General features: G+C 69.4%; 17 protein-coding genes and 1 pseudogene. 9 read left to right on the top strand and 9 right to left on the bottom strand.

Annotation, left to right across the window (positions count from 1 at the left end; genetic code table 11):
* Positions 1-95 precede the first annotated feature (95 nt).
* From OG841_RS41195 to OG841_RS41180, 4 genes and pseudogenes are all read right to left on the bottom strand, one after another.
* Positions 96-1,424 (bottom strand): enolase C-terminal domain-like protein, encoded by a 1,329-nt coding sequence (locus tag OG841_RS41195; RefSeq protein WP_371569462.1) that lies wholly within the window; start codon positions 1,422-1,424, stop codon positions 96-98.
* A gap of 40 nt (positions 1,425-1,464) precedes the next feature.
* The gene (locus tag OG841_RS41190) at positions 1,465-2,802 is read right to left on the bottom strand and encodes a gluconate:H+ symporter (protein ID WP_328636715.1); all 1,338 of its coding nucleotides are present in this window, start codon (positions 2,800-2,802) and stop codon (positions 1,465-1,467) included.
* Positions 2,803-3,083: 281 nt separating this feature from the next.
* Positions 3,084-3,482 (bottom strand): sulfite exporter TauE/SafE family protein, encoded by a 399-nt coding sequence (locus tag OG841_RS41185; RefSeq protein ID WP_371570977.1) that lies wholly within the window; start codon positions 3,480-3,482, stop codon positions 3,084-3,086.
* Positions 3,483-3,598: 116 nt separating this feature from the next.
* Positions 3,599-3,880, bottom strand: a pseudogene (locus OG841_RS41180) (hypothetical protein); the annotation flags it as partial.
* Positions 3,881-3,959: 79 nt separating this feature from the next.
* Here OG841_RS41180 and OG841_RS41175 point away from each other — a divergent pair.
* From OG841_RS41175 to OG841_RS41160, 4 genes are all read left to right on the top strand, one after another.
* Positions 3,960-4,739, top strand: a complete 780-nt coding sequence (locus tag OG841_RS41175) for an alpha/beta fold hydrolase (RefSeq protein ID WP_371569458.1) — start codon at positions 3,960-3,962, stop codon at positions 4,737-4,739.
* Positions 4,740-5,054: 315 nt separating this feature from the next.
* Positions 5,055-6,062: a substrate-binding domain-containing protein gene (locus OG841_RS41170; RefSeq protein ID WP_371569455.1), complete on the top strand. Its 1,008-nt coding sequence runs from the start codon at positions 5,055-5,057 to the stop codon at positions 6,060-6,062.
* A complete protein-coding gene (locus OG841_RS41165) occupies positions 6,062-7,141 on the top strand; it encodes an ABC transporter permease (protein ID WP_371569452.1) in 1,080 nt (359 codons plus the stop codon). Before OG841_RS41170 ends, OG841_RS41165 begins: the two co-directional genes overlap by 1 nt.
* Positions 7,142-7,148: 7 nt before the next feature.
* Positions 7,149-8,048: an ATP-binding cassette domain-containing protein gene (locus tag OG841_RS41160; protein WP_371569449.1), complete on the top strand. Its 900-nt coding sequence runs from the start codon at positions 7,149-7,151 to the stop codon at positions 8,046-8,048.
* A gap of 80 nt (positions 8,049-8,128) precedes the next feature.
* Here the strand turns inward: OG841_RS41160 and OG841_RS41155 are convergent, their stop codons facing one another.
* Together OG841_RS41155 and OG841_RS41150 are read right to left on the bottom strand one after the other, a co-directional pair.
* Positions 8,129-8,401, bottom strand: a complete 273-nt coding sequence (locus OG841_RS41155) for a hypothetical protein (protein WP_371569447.1) — start codon at positions 8,399-8,401, stop codon at positions 8,129-8,131.
* Between the two features lie 128 nt (positions 8,402-8,529).
* Positions 8,530-9,447 carry a helix-turn-helix domain-containing protein gene (locus OG841_RS41150; RefSeq protein ID WP_328636722.1) on the bottom strand — a complete coding sequence of 306 codons (918 nt, stop codon included), beginning with the start codon at positions 9,445-9,447 and terminating at the stop codon, positions 8,530-8,532.
* A gap of 295 nt (positions 9,448-9,742) precedes the next feature.
* On the opposite strand from OG841_RS41150, the gene OG841_RS41145 reads away from it, so the two are divergent.
* Positions 9,743-10,921, top strand: coding sequence for an MFS transporter (locus tag OG841_RS41145; protein ID WP_328636723.1), 1,179 nt, complete (start codon positions 9,743-9,745; stop codon positions 10,919-10,921).
* A gap of 28 nt (positions 10,922-10,949) precedes the next feature.
* Here the strand turns inward: OG841_RS41145 and OG841_RS41140 are convergent, their stop codons facing one another.
* Entirely contained in the window at positions 10,950-11,285 is a 336-nt protein-coding gene (locus OG841_RS41140) for a hypothetical protein (protein WP_328636724.1), read from the bottom strand.
* Between the two features lie 187 nt (positions 11,286-11,472).
* Here OG841_RS41140 and OG841_RS41135 point away from each other — a divergent pair, with 187 nt between their 5' ends.
* A complete protein-coding gene (locus OG841_RS41135) occupies positions 11,473-11,715 on the top strand; it encodes a hypothetical protein (RefSeq protein WP_328636725.1) in 243 nt (80 codons plus the stop codon).
* Between the two features lie 26 nt (positions 11,716-11,741).
* Positions 11,742-12,395: a TetR/AcrR family transcriptional regulator gene (locus tag OG841_RS41130; RefSeq protein ID WP_371569445.1), complete on the top strand. Its 654-nt coding sequence runs from the start codon at positions 11,742-11,744 to the stop codon at positions 12,393-12,395.
* A gap of 10 nt (positions 12,396-12,405) precedes the next feature.
* On the opposite strand, the gene OG841_RS41125 is transcribed toward OG841_RS41130, so the two are convergent.
* Positions 12,406-13,101 carry a type 1 glutamine amidotransferase domain-containing protein gene (locus tag OG841_RS41125; protein WP_328636727.1) on the bottom strand — a complete coding sequence of 232 codons (696 nt, stop codon included), beginning with the start codon at positions 13,099-13,101 and terminating at the stop codon, positions 12,406-12,408.
* 50 nt (positions 13,102-13,151) lie between these two features.
* On the opposite strand from OG841_RS41125, the gene OG841_RS41120 reads away from it, so the two are divergent.
* Both OG841_RS41120 and OG841_RS41115 read left to right on the top strand, forming a co-directional pair.
* Positions 13,152-14,096 carry a LysR family transcriptional regulator gene (locus tag OG841_RS41120; RefSeq protein ID WP_328636728.1) on the top strand — a complete coding sequence of 315 codons (945 nt, stop codon included), beginning with the start codon at positions 13,152-13,154 and terminating at the stop codon, positions 14,094-14,096.
* Between the two features lie 76 nt (positions 14,097-14,172).
* Entirely contained in the window at positions 14,173-14,907 is a 735-nt protein-coding gene (locus OG841_RS41115; RefSeq protein WP_371569442.1) for a maleylpyruvate isomerase family mycothiol-dependent enzyme, read from the top strand.
* Here the strand turns inward: OG841_RS41115 and OG841_RS41110 are convergent.
* Complete coding sequence (locus tag OG841_RS41110) at positions 14,904-15,284, bottom strand: MarR family winged helix-turn-helix transcriptional regulator (protein WP_371569439.1); 381 nt, start codon at positions 15,282-15,284, stop codon at positions 14,904-14,906. The genes OG841_RS41115 and OG841_RS41110 overlap by 4 nt on opposite strands.
* Positions 15,285-15,300 lie beyond the last annotated feature (16 nt).

The following is a 15,300-nucleotide window of genomic DNA, read 5'->3' as shown; positions in this document are numbered from 1 at the left end:
GGAAGTCGAGACATGAACTGGAAAGCGCTTTCCGAAGTGTCCCGGATGCTAATGAGCTGTCTTGACCATGTCAATGATGTCGGTCCGTGCGGAACTCAGCGCACCAGGCACGGACGCTTCGCGTCGAACGTCCAGCCCTTGATCAGGTACTGCATTCCGGCGGAATCGTCACGGCGCGTCGAGGCCACCTCCTCGTGCAGCTCCTGAGCGGCCCGGAGTCGGTCGGGGTCCAGCCGGACCCCGAGGCCGGGAGTGTCCGGGACGGCGACCTCGCCGCCGGTGATCCGCGGCGGTTCGACGGTGAGCCGTTCCAGGCCTTCCTGCCAGATCCAGTGCGTGTCGAGGGCGTTGTACTCGCCCGGCGCGGCGGCACCGCAGTGCGCCATCATCGCGAGCGAGATGTCGAAGTGGTTGTTGGAGTGACAGCCCCAGGTCAGCCCCATGGCATGGCACAGCTGGGCGACCCGGACCGAGCCCTGCATGGTCCAGAAGTGCGGGTCGGCGAGCGGGATGGACACCGACTGCAGGGCCAGGGCGTGGGTCAACTGCCGCCAGTCCGTGGCGATCATGTTGGTCGCGGTGGGCAGCCCGGTGGCCCGGCGGAACTCGGCGAGGATCTCCCGGCCCGAGTAACCGCCTTCCGCACCGCACGGATCCTCGGCATAGGCGAGCGTGCCGACGAGCGGACGGCACAGCTCGACCGCCTCGCGCAGGGACCAGGCACCGTTCGGATCGAGGGTGATCCTGGCCTCGGGGAACCGCTCCTTGAGCGCGTGTACGGCCTTCACCTCCTCGCTGCCCGGCAGGACACCGCCCTTGAGCTTGAAGTCGCGGAAGCCGTAGTGGTCGTAGGTGGCCTCGGCCTGGCGGACGATCGCCTCGGGGGTCAGTGCCTCCTCGCGCCGGATGCGGTACCACTCCGCTTCCGCGCCGGGCTCACGGACGTAGTCGAGGTCGGTGCGGCCCGGGTCGCCGACGTAGAAGAGGTAGCCCAGGACCCGTACGGCATCGCGCTGCCGGCCGTCGCCGAGCAACGCCGCTACCGGGACCTCGAGGTGTTGTCCGAGCAGGTCCAGAAGCGCCGACTCGACGGCGGTGACCGCGTGGACGGTCGTCCGCAGATCGAAGGTCTGGGCGCCGCGGCCGCCCGAGTCACGGTCGGCGAAGGTGTCGTGGAGGGTGCGCAGGACACGCTTGTAGTCTCCGACGCGGGCCCCGACGACCAGGCGCTCGGCGTCGCGGAGGGTGCGGGTGATGCCCGCGCCACCCGGTACCTCGCCCAGACCGGTGCGTCCCTCGGAGTCCTCGAGGACGAGGACGTTCCGGGTGAAGTACGGGGCGTGGGCACCGGAGAGGTTCAGGAGCATGGAGTCCCGGCCGGCGACGGGATGGACGGAGAACTTCGTGACGACGGGTTGGCTCATGACGGGGCGGTGTCCTTCTGACGAGTGACGAGGGGAGAGGTCAGACCTTCAGGGCGTCCAGCACCTGTTCCAGGACCAGTACACCGCCGAGGCCCAGGATCGCGAGTACCGTCGTGTACGTGGTGCGTGCCTTGATCGCGTCGATGACGGACAGGTTGAAGTACTCCTTGAACATCCAGAAGCCCGGGTCGTTGACGTGCGAGAAGGCGATCGACCCGCAGGAGACGGCGAGCACCATGACCTCGGCGTGCACCCCGCTTCCCGCGAGCAACGGCAGTGCCACGCCGGAGGCGGTGACGACGGCGACGGTCGCGGAACCGAGGGCCACGCGCAGGATCGCGGCGATCAGCCAGGCCAGGATGATCGGCGAGATGGACCAGCCGTCGGTCGCGTCCTTGATGTAGTCGGATATCCCGCCCTCGACGAGGACGTTCTTGAAGGCACCGCCCGCGCCGATGACCAGCAGGATCATCGCCATCGCCTGGGCGGCCTCCTTGCACGAGGTACTGACCTCGGCCAGGCTGCGCCCCATGCGGGGTCCGAAGACCCAGACGGCCACGAGCAGCGTCAGCAGCAGGGCGATCGGCGCTGAGCCGATGAAGGCGACGAAGTGCAGTCCGGCGCTGTCGCCCGAGGTGGCCAGGTCGGTCACCGCGGCACCGGCGATCAGCACCACGGGCAGCAGGGCCACCGCCAGCGACCAGCCCATGCCGGGCATCTCCTCCTCCTCGAAGACGCGTTCGCTGACCAGGCCCTTGGGGATCTCGGGGTTCATCCGCCGGACGAACGGCAGGCGCGGCCACAGCAGCGCGATGAACGCGCCGACCGGGACCGCGATGAACAGACCGTAGAACAGGGTCAGTCCGACGGAGGCGTGGAAGGTCGCGGCCACGGCCGTGGGGCCCGGGTGGGGCGGCAGGAAACTGTGCATGGTGGACAGGGCGATCGACATCGGCAGCCCCACCCAGAGGAGGTTCACCCGGGTGACCCGGACGAGAGTGAAGGCGACCGGCACGATGATCACGAAGGCGACCTCGTAGAACATCGTCACGCCGATGAGCATCGCGGACAGCACCATGGCGACCTGCACCCAGCGCGGGCCGCAGACGTCGAGGAGTTTGCCGGCGATCCGTTGCGCGGCGCCGGAGTCCCCCATCACACGGCCGACCATGGCGCCGAGCCCGATGGTGAGCATCGTGTCGCCGATCTGGTCACCTATGCCCTCGGAGAGGACGTCCGGTATCTCCTCGAGGCCGATGCCGCGCACCAGGGCGACACCCACGGCGACCAGGAGGAGGGCGGCGAAACCGTTCAGTCTCAGCTTCGTCATCAGAAGGAGCAGGACGAGGACGCTGATTCCGACCACGACGAGCGGCATGCGTCAGTTCTCCCTTGAACTGGCAGTGCGATGAGGAGAGTTCACCGGAGCACCCCTTGAAGTCACTCCGCTGAACGTGATCCTCATACAAAGACGTTGTCTACATATGAGGACGGAGGCTAGATGGAGAGATCACCGGGGGTCAATGGGTGCGCACGAATCGCCTTCCCACGGGGGCGCCGCGCAGGGGCCCACCGGTCGCGGCAAGGAACGCGTCCCACATGACCGCCGGTCCGGTGAGTCGCCTCCGCGGTCGGCACAGCACACGCCTGCGCGGATCCTCAACCGCCCCGCTGCCACAGGGAGACGGCCAGACCCAGGCCGGCCAGGGCGATGGCGATCCGTAGCGGCCTCTCGGGGAGTCGCCGTACGACGATCGGGCCGATACGGCTGCCCAGCAGGCAACCGAGGCCCAGTGCGGCCGCGGCCGTCCAGTGGACCGGCGCCAGGAAGGCGTAGGCGACGGCGGCGGTCACGTTCGCGGCCCCGGTGGCGATGTTCTTCACCGCGTTGGTGACCGGCAGGGGCTCGTTCACGGACAGGGACAGTATCGCCAGCATCAGGACGCCTGCCGCGGCGCCGAAGTAGCCGCCGTAGAGACCCACCAGAAGGACCGCGCCGGCCAGGGGGATCTTCGCTCGGGTGCCGCCGTCGGTGAACTGCGGGTGGTTCTCGGCCAGTCGGCGCAGGGGTTCCCGTACCAGGATGAGGACCGATCCCAGGGCGATCCCCAGGGCACGACCTGACTGAACGCCGAGGCCGGAGTCTCCAGGAGCAGCGCCGCACCGACGGAACCGCCCGCGGCCGCGAGGATCGCGAGGCGTACGAGACGCCTGCGCTGTCCGCGCAGTTCCTCGCGTGAACCGGCTGCGGTTCCCGCCGTGTTGGCGAACAGGGCCACCGTGTTGGTCACGTTGGCCGCCACGGGAGGAAGGCCCGCGGCCAGCAGTGCCGGGTAACTGAACAGCGAGGCCAGACCCGCGATGGAACCGGCAAGCCCGGAGGCGACGCCGGCGACGGCGAGCAGTATGGCGGAATCGGGCCCCACGCGGACTTCCCTTCTGTACGGACGCCTCATCCTCCACGGCGGCTGTCTCAAATGAAAGACACTGTCTACATAGGGAGACGGCTCGCCGACGGCCTAGACTCCCTTGTTCATGGAGACGTTCACGGTCCGACGTGACGATGTGACGATCCCTGTCACCGTGTCCGGCGACGGGCCACCAGCGGTCTTCGTCCCAGGACTCAGCACCACGCAGGCGGATCTCGGTCAACTGCTGGAGTCGCTCCGCGACTTCTTCCGGCTCGCCACGTTCGATCTGCGCGGCCACGGACTGAGCAGCCACGCGGCGAGCTACGACTACGCCTCGTTCGCCGCGGATGCCGCTGCCGTCATGGCCGCCCTGGGCGCTCCCGAGTCATCGGTCCTGATGGGCCACTCGCTCGGGGCGGACCTCGTCCTCGACCATGCCGCAGCACTGCCCGGGGGGCCTCGGGCACTGATCCTCATCGACGGCGCCACCCCCACGCCCCGCCCCCTTCTCACCGAGGACGAACTCACGGGGATGCGCGAGAGCCTCAGCAGCGAGGAGGCCTTGCACACGCAACGATCCTTGGCCGGGACACCGCGACGGCAGCTACTGTCGGCCGATGACGTCATCGGCCTGCTGCGCGAAGTGGAGGCCCATCGGCGGTTCTCCGCCGAGAGGTTCGACCAGGTCGACGGCCCCGTCACGATGATCATGTCCGAGACCATGGCCGGAACATCGGGAGATCGCGCCCGCGAACTCAACACGGCCTGGCGCGAGGCCGTCGACGTCCTGGCGGCCGGCCGTCCGTCGATCACCGTACGCCGGGTGCCCGCCGGGCACGATCTCGTCGTCACCCATCCCGAGCAGGTCCTCGCCCACATCCTGGCGGCCGGCACACATCGCTGAGGCGGCCGCGGTCCGACCAGGGCCGCAGCCCGCAGCCCGCGAGGGACACGGGACGACCGGCGGAGCTTGTCGATACGTCCTGACAAATCTCTTGACATCACCAGCGGGGCATTTCATAGTACGACCACCTAGCGCGCACTAGTAACGCGCTCTAGTAACCCGATGCGCGGCCCACACCCACGGCTGCCGCGACAACGTCTCCCGCCGCACAAGGCGCTCCAAGCCGCTTGCCCGCGCTCTCCGGACCGGGCGGAACCCCTTTGTCGACGCCGGATCCTCATCCCCATTCGAACAGCACAGCGAGGTGCAAGGGACATGCACAGAAACCACCGAGCCGCCGCCCTGGCCGCGACCGTCCTGGCGGGCACCCTGCTCGCCGCCGGCTGTTCCAGCAGCTCCGGCGGCAAACAGTCCGAGGACAACAGCGCGGACGGCGCCTCCGCGGGCAAGGCGAGCACCCCCAGGATGACCATCGCCATGATCACCCACGCCGAGCCCGGCGACACCTTCTGGGACATCGTCCGCAAGGGCGCCCAGGCCGCCGCGGCCAAGGACAACATCAAGCTCGTCTACTCGGCCGACCCCAGCGCCGGCGCCCAGGCCAACCTCGTCCAGAACGCCATCGACCAGAAGGTCGACGGCATCGCCCTGACCGCCGCCAAACCCGACGCCATGAAGGCCGTCGTCGCCAAGGCCGAGAAGGCCGGCATCCCCGTCACCGGCTTCAACTCCGGCCTGGACGACTGGAAGCAACTGGGCATGCTGGAGTACTTCGGCCAGGACGAGAACATCGCCGGCCAGGCCTTCGGCGAACGCCTCAACACCCTCGGCGCCAAGCACGCCCTGTGCGTCGTCCAGTCCCAGGGCCAGGTCGCCCTGGAATCCCGCTGCGCAGGCCTCGCCAAGGGCTTCAAGGGGAAGACCGACAAGATCTATGTCACCGGCACCGACATGCCGTCCGTGAAGTCCACCATCACGGCCAAACTCCAGCAGGACTCCAGCATCGACCAGGTGGTGACCCTCGGCGCCCCCTTCGCCCTCACCGCCGTCCAGTCCATCAAGGACGCGGGCAGCAAGGCCGAGGTCGCCACGTTCGACCTCAACAAGGACCTCGTCGCCGCCGTCCAGAACGGCTCCGTCGAGTTCGCCGTCGACCAGCAGCCCTACCTCCAGGGCTACCTCGCCGTCGACGCCCTGTGGCTCTACAAGAACAACGGCAACGCCAGCGGCGGCGGAACAGCTCCGGTACTGACCGGCCCCGCCTTCATCACCAAGGACAACGCCGACACCGTGGCTGCGTTCGCCGCGAAGGGCACCAGGTGATGGGTATGACCCAGCACGCCGAGCCGGCGGTGTCGTCACCGCCGGCCTCCGGCCCGGGCAAGGTCAAGGACGGCCGGACCTCGGAACGACCGCTCGCGTTGCGTCTGTTGGCGCGTCCCGAGGTCGGGGTGTTCCTGGGTGCGGTGGCGGTGTGGGTGTTCTTCCTGATCGCCGCGCCGCCGGTGCGGGACGGCAGTTCGATGGCGAACATCCTGTATCAGTCGTCGACGATCGGGATCATGGCGTTGCCGGTGGCGCTGTTGATGATCGGCGGGGAGTTCGACCTGTCGGCGGGTGTCGCGGTGATCACGTCGGCGCTGACGGCGAGCATGTTCGCCTTCCAGCTGACGTTGAACGTGTGGGCGGGCGTCGTGGTGGCGCTGCTGGTGTCGCTGGCGATCGGGTTCCTCAACGGCTGGCTGGTGGTCAGGACCGGTCTGCCCAGCTTCCTGATCACGCTGGGCACGTTCTTGATCCTTCAGGGCGTCAACCTGGCGGTGACCAAGCTGGTGACCGGGAATGTCGCCACCGACGACATCAGCACCATGGACGGCTTCGACCAGGCCAAGAAGGTCTTCGGGAGCTCGTTCGACGTCGGTGGCGTCCAGATCAAGATCACGATTGTGTACTGGCTGGTGTTCGCCGCGATCGCCACCTGGGTGCTGCTGCGCACCAAGTACGGCAACTGGATCTTCGCGGTGGGCGGCAACAAGGACTCCGCGCGGGCGGTGGGCGTGCCGGTCACCTTCACGAAGATCAGCCTGTTCATGCTGGTGGGCTTCGCCGCCTGGTTCGTCGGCATGCACAACCTGTTCTCCTTCAACACCGTGCAGTCCGGCGAGGGCGTCGGCCAGGAACTGATCTACATCTCCGCGGCGGTGATCGGCGGCTGTCTGCTGACCGGCGGCGCGGGCTCCGCGATCGGCCCGGTCTTCGGCGCGTTCATGTTCGGCATGGTCCAGCAGGGCATCGTCTACGCCAACTGGAACCCGGACTGGTTCAAGGCCTTCCTCGGCGTGATGCTGCTCGGCGCCGTCCTGATCAATCTGTGGGTCAGCCGCACCGCGACCCGGAGGTAACCGCGCAATGACAACGACCCACGAGGACACCCTCACCAGCAGCACGGAAGCCCGGGACGACACCCCGGTCGTCGAGCTGAGAGCCACCGGCAAGTCCTACGGCAACATCCGTGCCCTGCACGGGGTCAGCCTGAAGGTGCACCCCAGCCAGGTCACCTGCGTGCTGGGCGACAACGGCGCCGGCAAGTCCACCCTCATCAAAATCATCTCCGGCCTGCACCAGCACACCGAGGGCGAGTTCCTCGTCGACAACACCCCGGTACGCTTCTCCACCCCCCGCGAGGCCCTCGACAAGGGCATCGCCACCGTCTACCAGGACCTCGCCGTGGTCCCCCTGATGCCGGTATGGCGCAACTTCTTCCTCGGCTCCGAGATGACCAAGGGCCCCTGGCCGATCCGCCGCCTGGACATCGAGCAGATGAAGAAGACCGCCGACCACGAACTGCGCGAGATGGGCATCGTCCTCGACGACCTCGAACAGCCCATCGGCACCCTCTCCGGCGGCCAGCGCCAGTGCGTGGCCATCGCCCGCGCCGTCTACTTCGGCGCCCGCGTCCTCATCCTCGACGAGCCCACCGCCGCGCTGGGTGTCAAGCAGTCCGGCGTGGTGCTCAAGTACGTGGCCGCCGCCCGCGACCGCGGCCTGGGCGTCATCTTCATCACCCACAACCCCCACCACGCCTACATGGTCGGCGACCACTTCAGCGTGCTGCGCCTGGGCACCATGGAACTGTCCGCCGCCCGCGACCGGATCACCCTCGAAGAACTCACCAACCACATGGCCGGCGGCGCCGAACTCGCCGCACTCAAACACGAGTTGAGCCAGGTCCGCGGCGTCGACACCGAAGCCCTCCCCGAAGAGGACGACCTCACCCCACCCACCACCACCGAAACCTCGTCGCCCTGACGACCGCGAACGCGGCAGCCGCCTACGGCTGTCCGGCGGGTGTCCATGACCGCGTCCTGGGCCATGGACACCCAGGGAGCCTACGAGAGCTCTCGGCTCTTCCTGATGAGTTGGAAACCGGAGACGATCCGGTGGACGCCGTAGAACATCGGCACCCAGACCACGAACTGGACGCCGGCGCCCTGGGCTTGCCCCAAGGTGACGACGGCGACGAGCAGCCCCCCGATGAACCAGGCCGCACCGAACTCGACGGAGCGCCTGCCCCTCGTCTCCAGTACGGCCCTTTGCTCCGGCGTGACGCCGTGGGGTGCGGCGGGCGAAATTCTGCACGGCCGTACGCCGTTGTCGGTCAATGCGGTTCCTGAGTCGATGGACGTGTCCTGGCCGGCCGGCAACCTCTGCGGCCTCGGACGGCGTGGGCCGACCGGTCGGACGGTCCCCCGCGCCATCCGACCGGCCATCGGTTGTACAAGCGGGCACGCTATAGGCCCGCAGTCGACGCGGTCTTGGACAAATTTGCACTCGTGGTGAGAGCCATCGCCCCCTCCACGCGTCGCGCGGCCACCATCTGTCCGGGTGTGGTCCCGGCGATGGCCCGGAACTCGCGGTTGAGGTGCGCCTGATCGTAGAAGCCGCAGGCCGTGGAGATCTCGGTCAGACTCGTGGCCCCGCGACCGAGCAACGCCACGGCGTGCCGGAAGCGCAGCACCCGGGCGGACGCCTTGGGAGTGAGTCCGATCTGCTGGGTGAACCGGCGAGTCAAGTATCCCTGGCTCCAGCCCACTTCGGCGGCGATACGGGCGATCGGGATCGCCCCCGCGCTGCCGGCGAGCAATTGCCAGGCGCGTCCCACCTCGGGCGTGGGCTGCGGGCCGTACTCGAGTCGGACGAGCAGCGCCGCGTCCAGCAGGTCGAACCTGGCGGCCCAGTCAGGAGTTGCTGCCATCCGCTCCACCAACACCCCGGCTTCGGGCCCCAGAACGTCCCGTATCCCGACGGCCAGGTTCGTCAACTCGCTCATCGGTATGCCGAGCAGCCGGTACGCACCCAGTGGTGTGAACTCCACCCGGATCGCCTCCTGGCCGCCGGGATGCGTACAGATCGCGGGCCGGTCCTCCAGCCCCACCACCAGCGACCCGATGGTCCCGCTGCCCGCGTCCGGCACGCCCAGCCGCCGCACCTGCGAGAACGGCTCCGCGAGACTGATCAACAGGGTCGCGCGCCCCGTCGGCACCAACCGTGCCTCGTACGGTGTGGCCACCGCTTCCCAGTAGCCGACGTAACTGCGTAAGTACGGCCGCAACCCCGGATGCCAGGGCCGGGTCACCCGCCACAGCCCACCGAGCCGCGCGACCTCGACCGGACCCGCCCCGGCCATGACACCACGTGCGCCAGACACCACCAGGAGCGCTCCTCTCGCCCTCAAGGAACCGCCCTGAGCCAACCGCCTGGCAGCTCCGTGATTTCCAGCATCCAACGTCACCGCACCGGACTCACGAGTAACCGAGTGAAGTTGGCATGCAATGGGTGCAGATCTGATGGCGGTGACTTCAAGCGCAGGGTGGTCATCGAGCCCGACGGCCGGACGTGTTTCCCACGTTCGCTCCAGCCACCCCCACACCCTTGCTCACTCGAACATCCTTGCCGACAATCGAGCACACGCTTACGCTGAATTTGTGCCGCTAATAAACAAAATGCGAACGCGCATCGCCGTGCCGGACAACACCCTCACCCGACTCCGTATCGCCCTCACCGTCTTCTTCGCCCTCGACGGCTTCGTCTTCGCCGGGTGGGTCGTGCGCATCCCCGCGATCAAGGAACAGACCGGCGCCTCCGCCAGCGCCCTCGGCCTCGCCCTCCTCGGCGTCTCGGCCGGTGCGGTGATCACCATGATGCTCACCGGCCGCCTCTGCCGCCGTTACGGCACCCACCGGGTCACCGTCGTCTGCGCCGTCCTGCTCTCCCTCAGCGTCGCGCTGCCGCCACTCACCCACTCCGCGGTGGCACTGGGCGCCGTACTCCTGCTCTTCGGCGCCGCGTACGGCAGCATCAACGTCGCGTTCAACAGCGCCGCCGTCGATCTCGTGGGCGCCCTGCGGCGGCCCATCATGCCCAGCTTCCACGCCGCCTTCAGCCTGGGCGGCATGCTCGGTGCCGGGCTCGGCGGGCTGGTCGCCGGAGCCCTCTCCCCCACACGGCACCTGTTCGGCCTCACCGTGATCGGTCTGCTCGTCACCGCGGTCGCGGGCCGGACCCTGCTGCGCATCCCGGCCCCGACACCCTCGCCGGATGCGCCCCGGCAGACGTCCGCGCCCCGTCGCCATGGCACCCGCACCCGCGGTCTCGTCGTCACCTTCGGCCTGATCGCCCTGTGCACGGCCTACGGCGAGGGCGCGCTGGCCGACTGGAGCGCCCTGCATCTGGAGCACGACCTGGACGCCACGCCCGGCGTCGCCGCGGTCGGTTACTCGTGCTTCGCGCTCGCCATGACCATCGGCAGGCTGACCGGCACCAGGCTGCTCGAACGACTCGGCCAGACCCGCACGCTCGTAGGCGGCGGCACCACGGCCGCGCTCGGCATGCTGCTCGGCGCCCTCGCCCCCTCCGTCTGGGCCGCACTGCTCGGCTTCATGATCACCGGGCTCGGTCTCGCCAACCTCTTCCCCGTCGCCGTCGAGCGCGCGGGCAGGCTGGCCGGGCCCGACGGGGTGGCCATCGCCTCCACCCTCGGCTACGGCGGCATGCTCCTCGGCCCGCCCGCGATCGGCTTCATGGCCGACTGGTTCTCCCTCCCCGCCGCCCTCACCAGCGTTGCGGCCCTCGCCGCCACCGCCGCGGTCATCGCCCTGCTGACCCGACGCGCGGCGGGCTGAGGCTCGCACCGGGCGTAGGACGGCCGGATCACTCCGGATGGGCCACCGCGTCCTTCTGCAACTCCACGGCCGCCAACAGGCTCAGCTTCGGCTCCGCCTTGCGCAGTGCCCGCACCGCCGCGACCGAGGTGATGTCGCCCGTGAAGCCGGCGGCGGCCCACCGGGAGCGGACCCAGCGGGCGCGCAGCTCGGCCTCGGTGGCGGCGGCGGTGGACTCGACGAGTGCCATGGCGCGTTCCAGCCCTGGGCGTTCCTCGGGCGCGGCCTCGGCCAGCGCCTGGCGCAGGGCCGCTCCGACGACGTCGGCGTCCCGGACGAGCAGCACGAAGTTGTGTTTCTTGTTCAGTCCCGCGATTCCCGACATGCGGCTCATCGTGACGGTCATGTTCCGTGCCCGCCAAGCGACTTGAGGAGTCTCAGAGGCTCGGTCCACTGTTCTTCGGGCACACGCTCCGCGCAGGAACGGTCGAGGAGCCCCTCACGGCGGTGGAGTTCGCCCCTGCGTTCGGCGTCGAAGAGGACGTCCCCGATGGTGGTCGGGGCATTCGAAGGTGCAGCACGCGGCGGGGGCTGCCGAGGTCGGCCAGGATCAGGTCGTCGCGTTCGACCCGGTGGGAGTGGAGGGTCCGCTGGGCGACCTTGGCGCCTGCGGCGAACTCGCGGATCCCTGGGACGCCGCGGTCGCGACCCGTGACACGCCTGCCGTGCGCGGTTCCTCCGGGGGGCTCCCGGCCAAGCTGCCCATGAGCCATTTCACCACCGAAACGGTTTCGCATCTGACGGCGCAGGGCTAGCCTGGTTGTGTACGAAACTGTTTCGTTTGGATGTGGCGCGCATGGACGGCAACGGCGGCGGACGTTTGACCTCGGCAAGCGCGGTGGAATCGGGCTCCGCCCGGCGCCGACGGCGCAGCCGTCTGACGCCGGAGCGCGAGGCTGAGCTGTACACGAGCGTCCTCGACCTGCTCCGGGAGGTCGGCTACGACAGTCTCACCATGGACGCCGTAGCCGCCCGGACCCGGTGCAGCAAAGCCACCCTCTATCGCCAGTGGGCAGGAAAGCCGCAGCTGGTCGCCGAGGCGCTGCGCCATGAGAAGCCCGCCACCCTCGCCGGCATCGACACCGGGTCCCTGCGCGGCGACTTCACCGCGGTGGTGGCCCAGATGGACGGCCTGCGGATGGAGCAGGACACCGCCCTGATGCGGGGTGTCCTCCAGGCCGCCCACGCCCACCCCGATCTCCTCGCGGCACTGCGTGAACTGCTCGTCGTTCCCGAACTGAGCAGTCTCGAGGCGCTGTTGGGACAGGCCGTCGAGCGCGGCGAGGTCCCCGCGGACACCGCCGCCCTGTCCTACGTCTCCTACGCGCTGCTGGGCAGCGTGATCGCCCACCAGCTGCTGGAGGACAAGTCGGCCGACCCGGCCTTCGTCGGGGCCTACATCGACGCCGTGGTGCTGCCCTCTCTCGGAGTGTGAGCCCGGGGAATCAGCCCAGTTTCTTCAGCAGTTCGACGGCGAGGGGCGCGGAGGACGCCGGGTTCTGCCCGGTCACCAGGTTGCCGTCGACGATCACATGCGGAGCCCAGGGCTCGGCCACGTCGACCTGGACGCCGGCCTCGGTGAGCCGGTCCTGGAGCAGCCACTTGGCCTTGTCGGCGAAGCCCGCCTGGGTCTCCTCGGCGTTGGTGAAGGCGGCAATCCGGCGCCCGGCGAACGCGTTGGAGCCATCGGCCTTCGTCGCCGCGAGCAGGGCGGCGGGGGCATGGCAGACGACACCGAGGGGCTTGCCGCTCTCCAGGGCGACGGTGAGCAGGCGGCCCGAGTCCGCGTCGACCGCGAGGTCCTCCATGGGCCCGTGGCCGCCGGGGTAGAAGACTGCCGCGTAGTCGTCGAGGTTCACGTCCTCAAGGCGTACCGGCTGCTGGAGTTCGGCGGCCGAGGCGAGCACCCCGGCGATGCGGTCGGCGTTCTCCTGGCCGCCGTTGACCTCGGCCGCGAGGCTGCCCTTGTCCACGGTCGGCACGACACCGCCCGGGGTGGCCACGACAATCTCGTGTCCGGCGGCCTTGAAGGCCTCGTAGGGGGCGACGGCCTCCTCGGCCCAGAAGCCGGTGGGGTGCTGGGTGCCGTCGGCCAGGGTCCAGTGGTCGGCACCGGTCATCACAAAGAGAATCTTCGACATGGTGAGACCGTAGTCCCGCCCGGCCATAGAAATCCAATAGGCTCACGCATATGAGGGATAGGAACACCAATGGCTCGGAGGAGCCGGGGCAGGCCTTCGGCGCCCCTCTGGACCTGAACCTGCTGCGGACGTTCCTGACGGTGTACCGCACCGGCTCCTTCACCGCCGCCGCCCGTCTGCTCGGCCTGTCCCAGCCCACGGTCACCACCCAGATCCGCACGCTGGAGCGGCAGTTGGGCCGCGAACTGTTCGAGCGCCGGGCGCGGGGCGTCACCCCGGCCCCCTACGCGGACGAGCTCGCCGCCAGGATCGTGCAGCCCCTGGACTCGCTCGCCACGGTGGCAGGGTCCGCCGGGGGCAGGGAGGACGCCCCGGCCGAGCCGGTGCATCTCGCCGGCCCGGCCGAGCTGCTGTCCCGGTGCGTCCTGCCCGGTCTCGCTCCCCTGGTGGACCAGGGGGTACGGCTGCGCATCACGCCGGGTCTGACCGGACCGCTCCTGGACGACCTGCGCGCAGGCCGCCACGACCTGGTGATCGCCACCTTCCGGCCGCGCGGCCGGACCCTCACGGCCGTGCCCCTCAACGACGAGGAGTTCGTGCTGGTGGCCTCTCCCACCTGGGCACAGCGGCTGGGCGCACCCGCGTCCGTCGTGGCCGTGCTGCACGGCGTCCCGCTCGTCGCCTATGCCGACGATCTGCCCATCGTGCGCCGCTACTGGCGGCATGTCTTCGGCCGACGTCTGGTCCGGCAGCCCGCGGTCACCATGCCGGACCTGAACGCGGTCAAGGCCGCGGTCGCCGGCGGCACCGGATTCACCGTGCTCCCCCGTTATCTGTGCGTAGAGGAGCTGCGGTCGGGGACACTGGTCCTGCTCCACGACCCCGAAGACCCGCCCCTCAACACGAGCTTCTTGGTCCAGCGGCCCGGCACCTCCGGCAACCCGCACGTGGCACTGGTCCGCGACCACCTGCTTCAGGCCGCCCGTGACTGGTGACTTCGTCGATTCATCGCCTGACGACGAAGTGCGGAAGGCGCGCGAGCAGGGCATCGCTCTGGGGCACACTCGCTCCATGGAGACTGCCGAATTCATCAGCATCCTGAACCGGGAAGGCCTGCTGCTCGCGTCGGCGGCCGAGCAGGCCGGACCGGACGCCAAGGTGCCGACCTGTCCGGACTGGCAGGTGCGGGACCTGTTGAAGCACACAGGGACAGTGCACCGTTGGGCGGCCGCGTTCGTGGCCAAAGGACGCTCCGACCGCGTCCCCTTCCCCGACCGACCCGACCTCGACGGTGGGGAGTTGCTCGCCTGGTTCCGCGAGGGACACCGCCTCCTGGTCGACACACTCGGCTCCGCCGACCCCGGCCTGGAGTGCTTCCAGTTCCTGCCGGCCCCGTCGCCGCTCGCGTTCTGGGCCCGGCGGCAGGCGCACGAGACGGCCGTGCACCGCTTCGACGCGGAGGCGGCCCGTGGCGGCACCCCCGGGGATCTCGGCCGGGACTTCGCGGCCGACGGCATCGACGAGTTGCTGCGCGGCTTCCACGCGCGCGCGAAGAGCAGGGTCCGCACCGACGAGCCCCGGGTGCTGCGAGTGCGGGCGAGCGAGACGGACGGCGCCGTGTGGACCGTACGACTGACGCAGGAACCGCCCGCGGCCGAGTACGGCGACGCGGGGGACGCCGACTGCGAGGTGTCCGGGCCCGCCGCACGGCTGTATCTGGCGCTGTGGAACCGGCTGCCGTTCCCGCGGGTGACCGGGGACGTGTCGGTCGCCGGCCTGTGGCGGGAGAAGTCCGCCGTGGGCTAGGACGCCTCCAACATCCTTGTCAGGACCGCGCGTTGCACCGGCAGGGCGTCGCCGTGCAACGCGCGTCCCTTCGATGTGAGGGACACCCGCACGCCCCGCCGGTCCTCCGCGCACATCCCGCGCTCGACGAGCCCGTCCTTCTCGAGCCGGGCGATCAGCCGCGACAGCGCGCTCTGGCTCAGATGGACCCGCTCGGAAATCTCCTGCACGCGGTAGTCGCAGCCGCCGTCGGCCAGGACGTCCAGTACCTCGAAGTCGCTGCCGCACAGGCCGTGTTGATGAAGAGCACGGTCCAGTTCGCACTGCGTGCGCGCATGCAGCGCCAGGATGCCCCGCCACTGTTCCGCGAGCTCCCGCTCGGGCTTCTTCGCCGCCATGGGCGGCACCGTAGCA

The sequence above is a fragment of the Streptomyces canus genome, assembly GCF_041435015.1.
In the GTDB taxonomy this organism is placed as follows: domain Bacteria; phylum Actinomycetota; class Actinomycetes; order Streptomycetales; family Streptomycetaceae; genus Streptomyces; species Streptomyces canus_G.
Note: the sequence above shows the minus strand (reverse complement) of the source record. Positions and strands in the feature narration are given on the sequence as shown.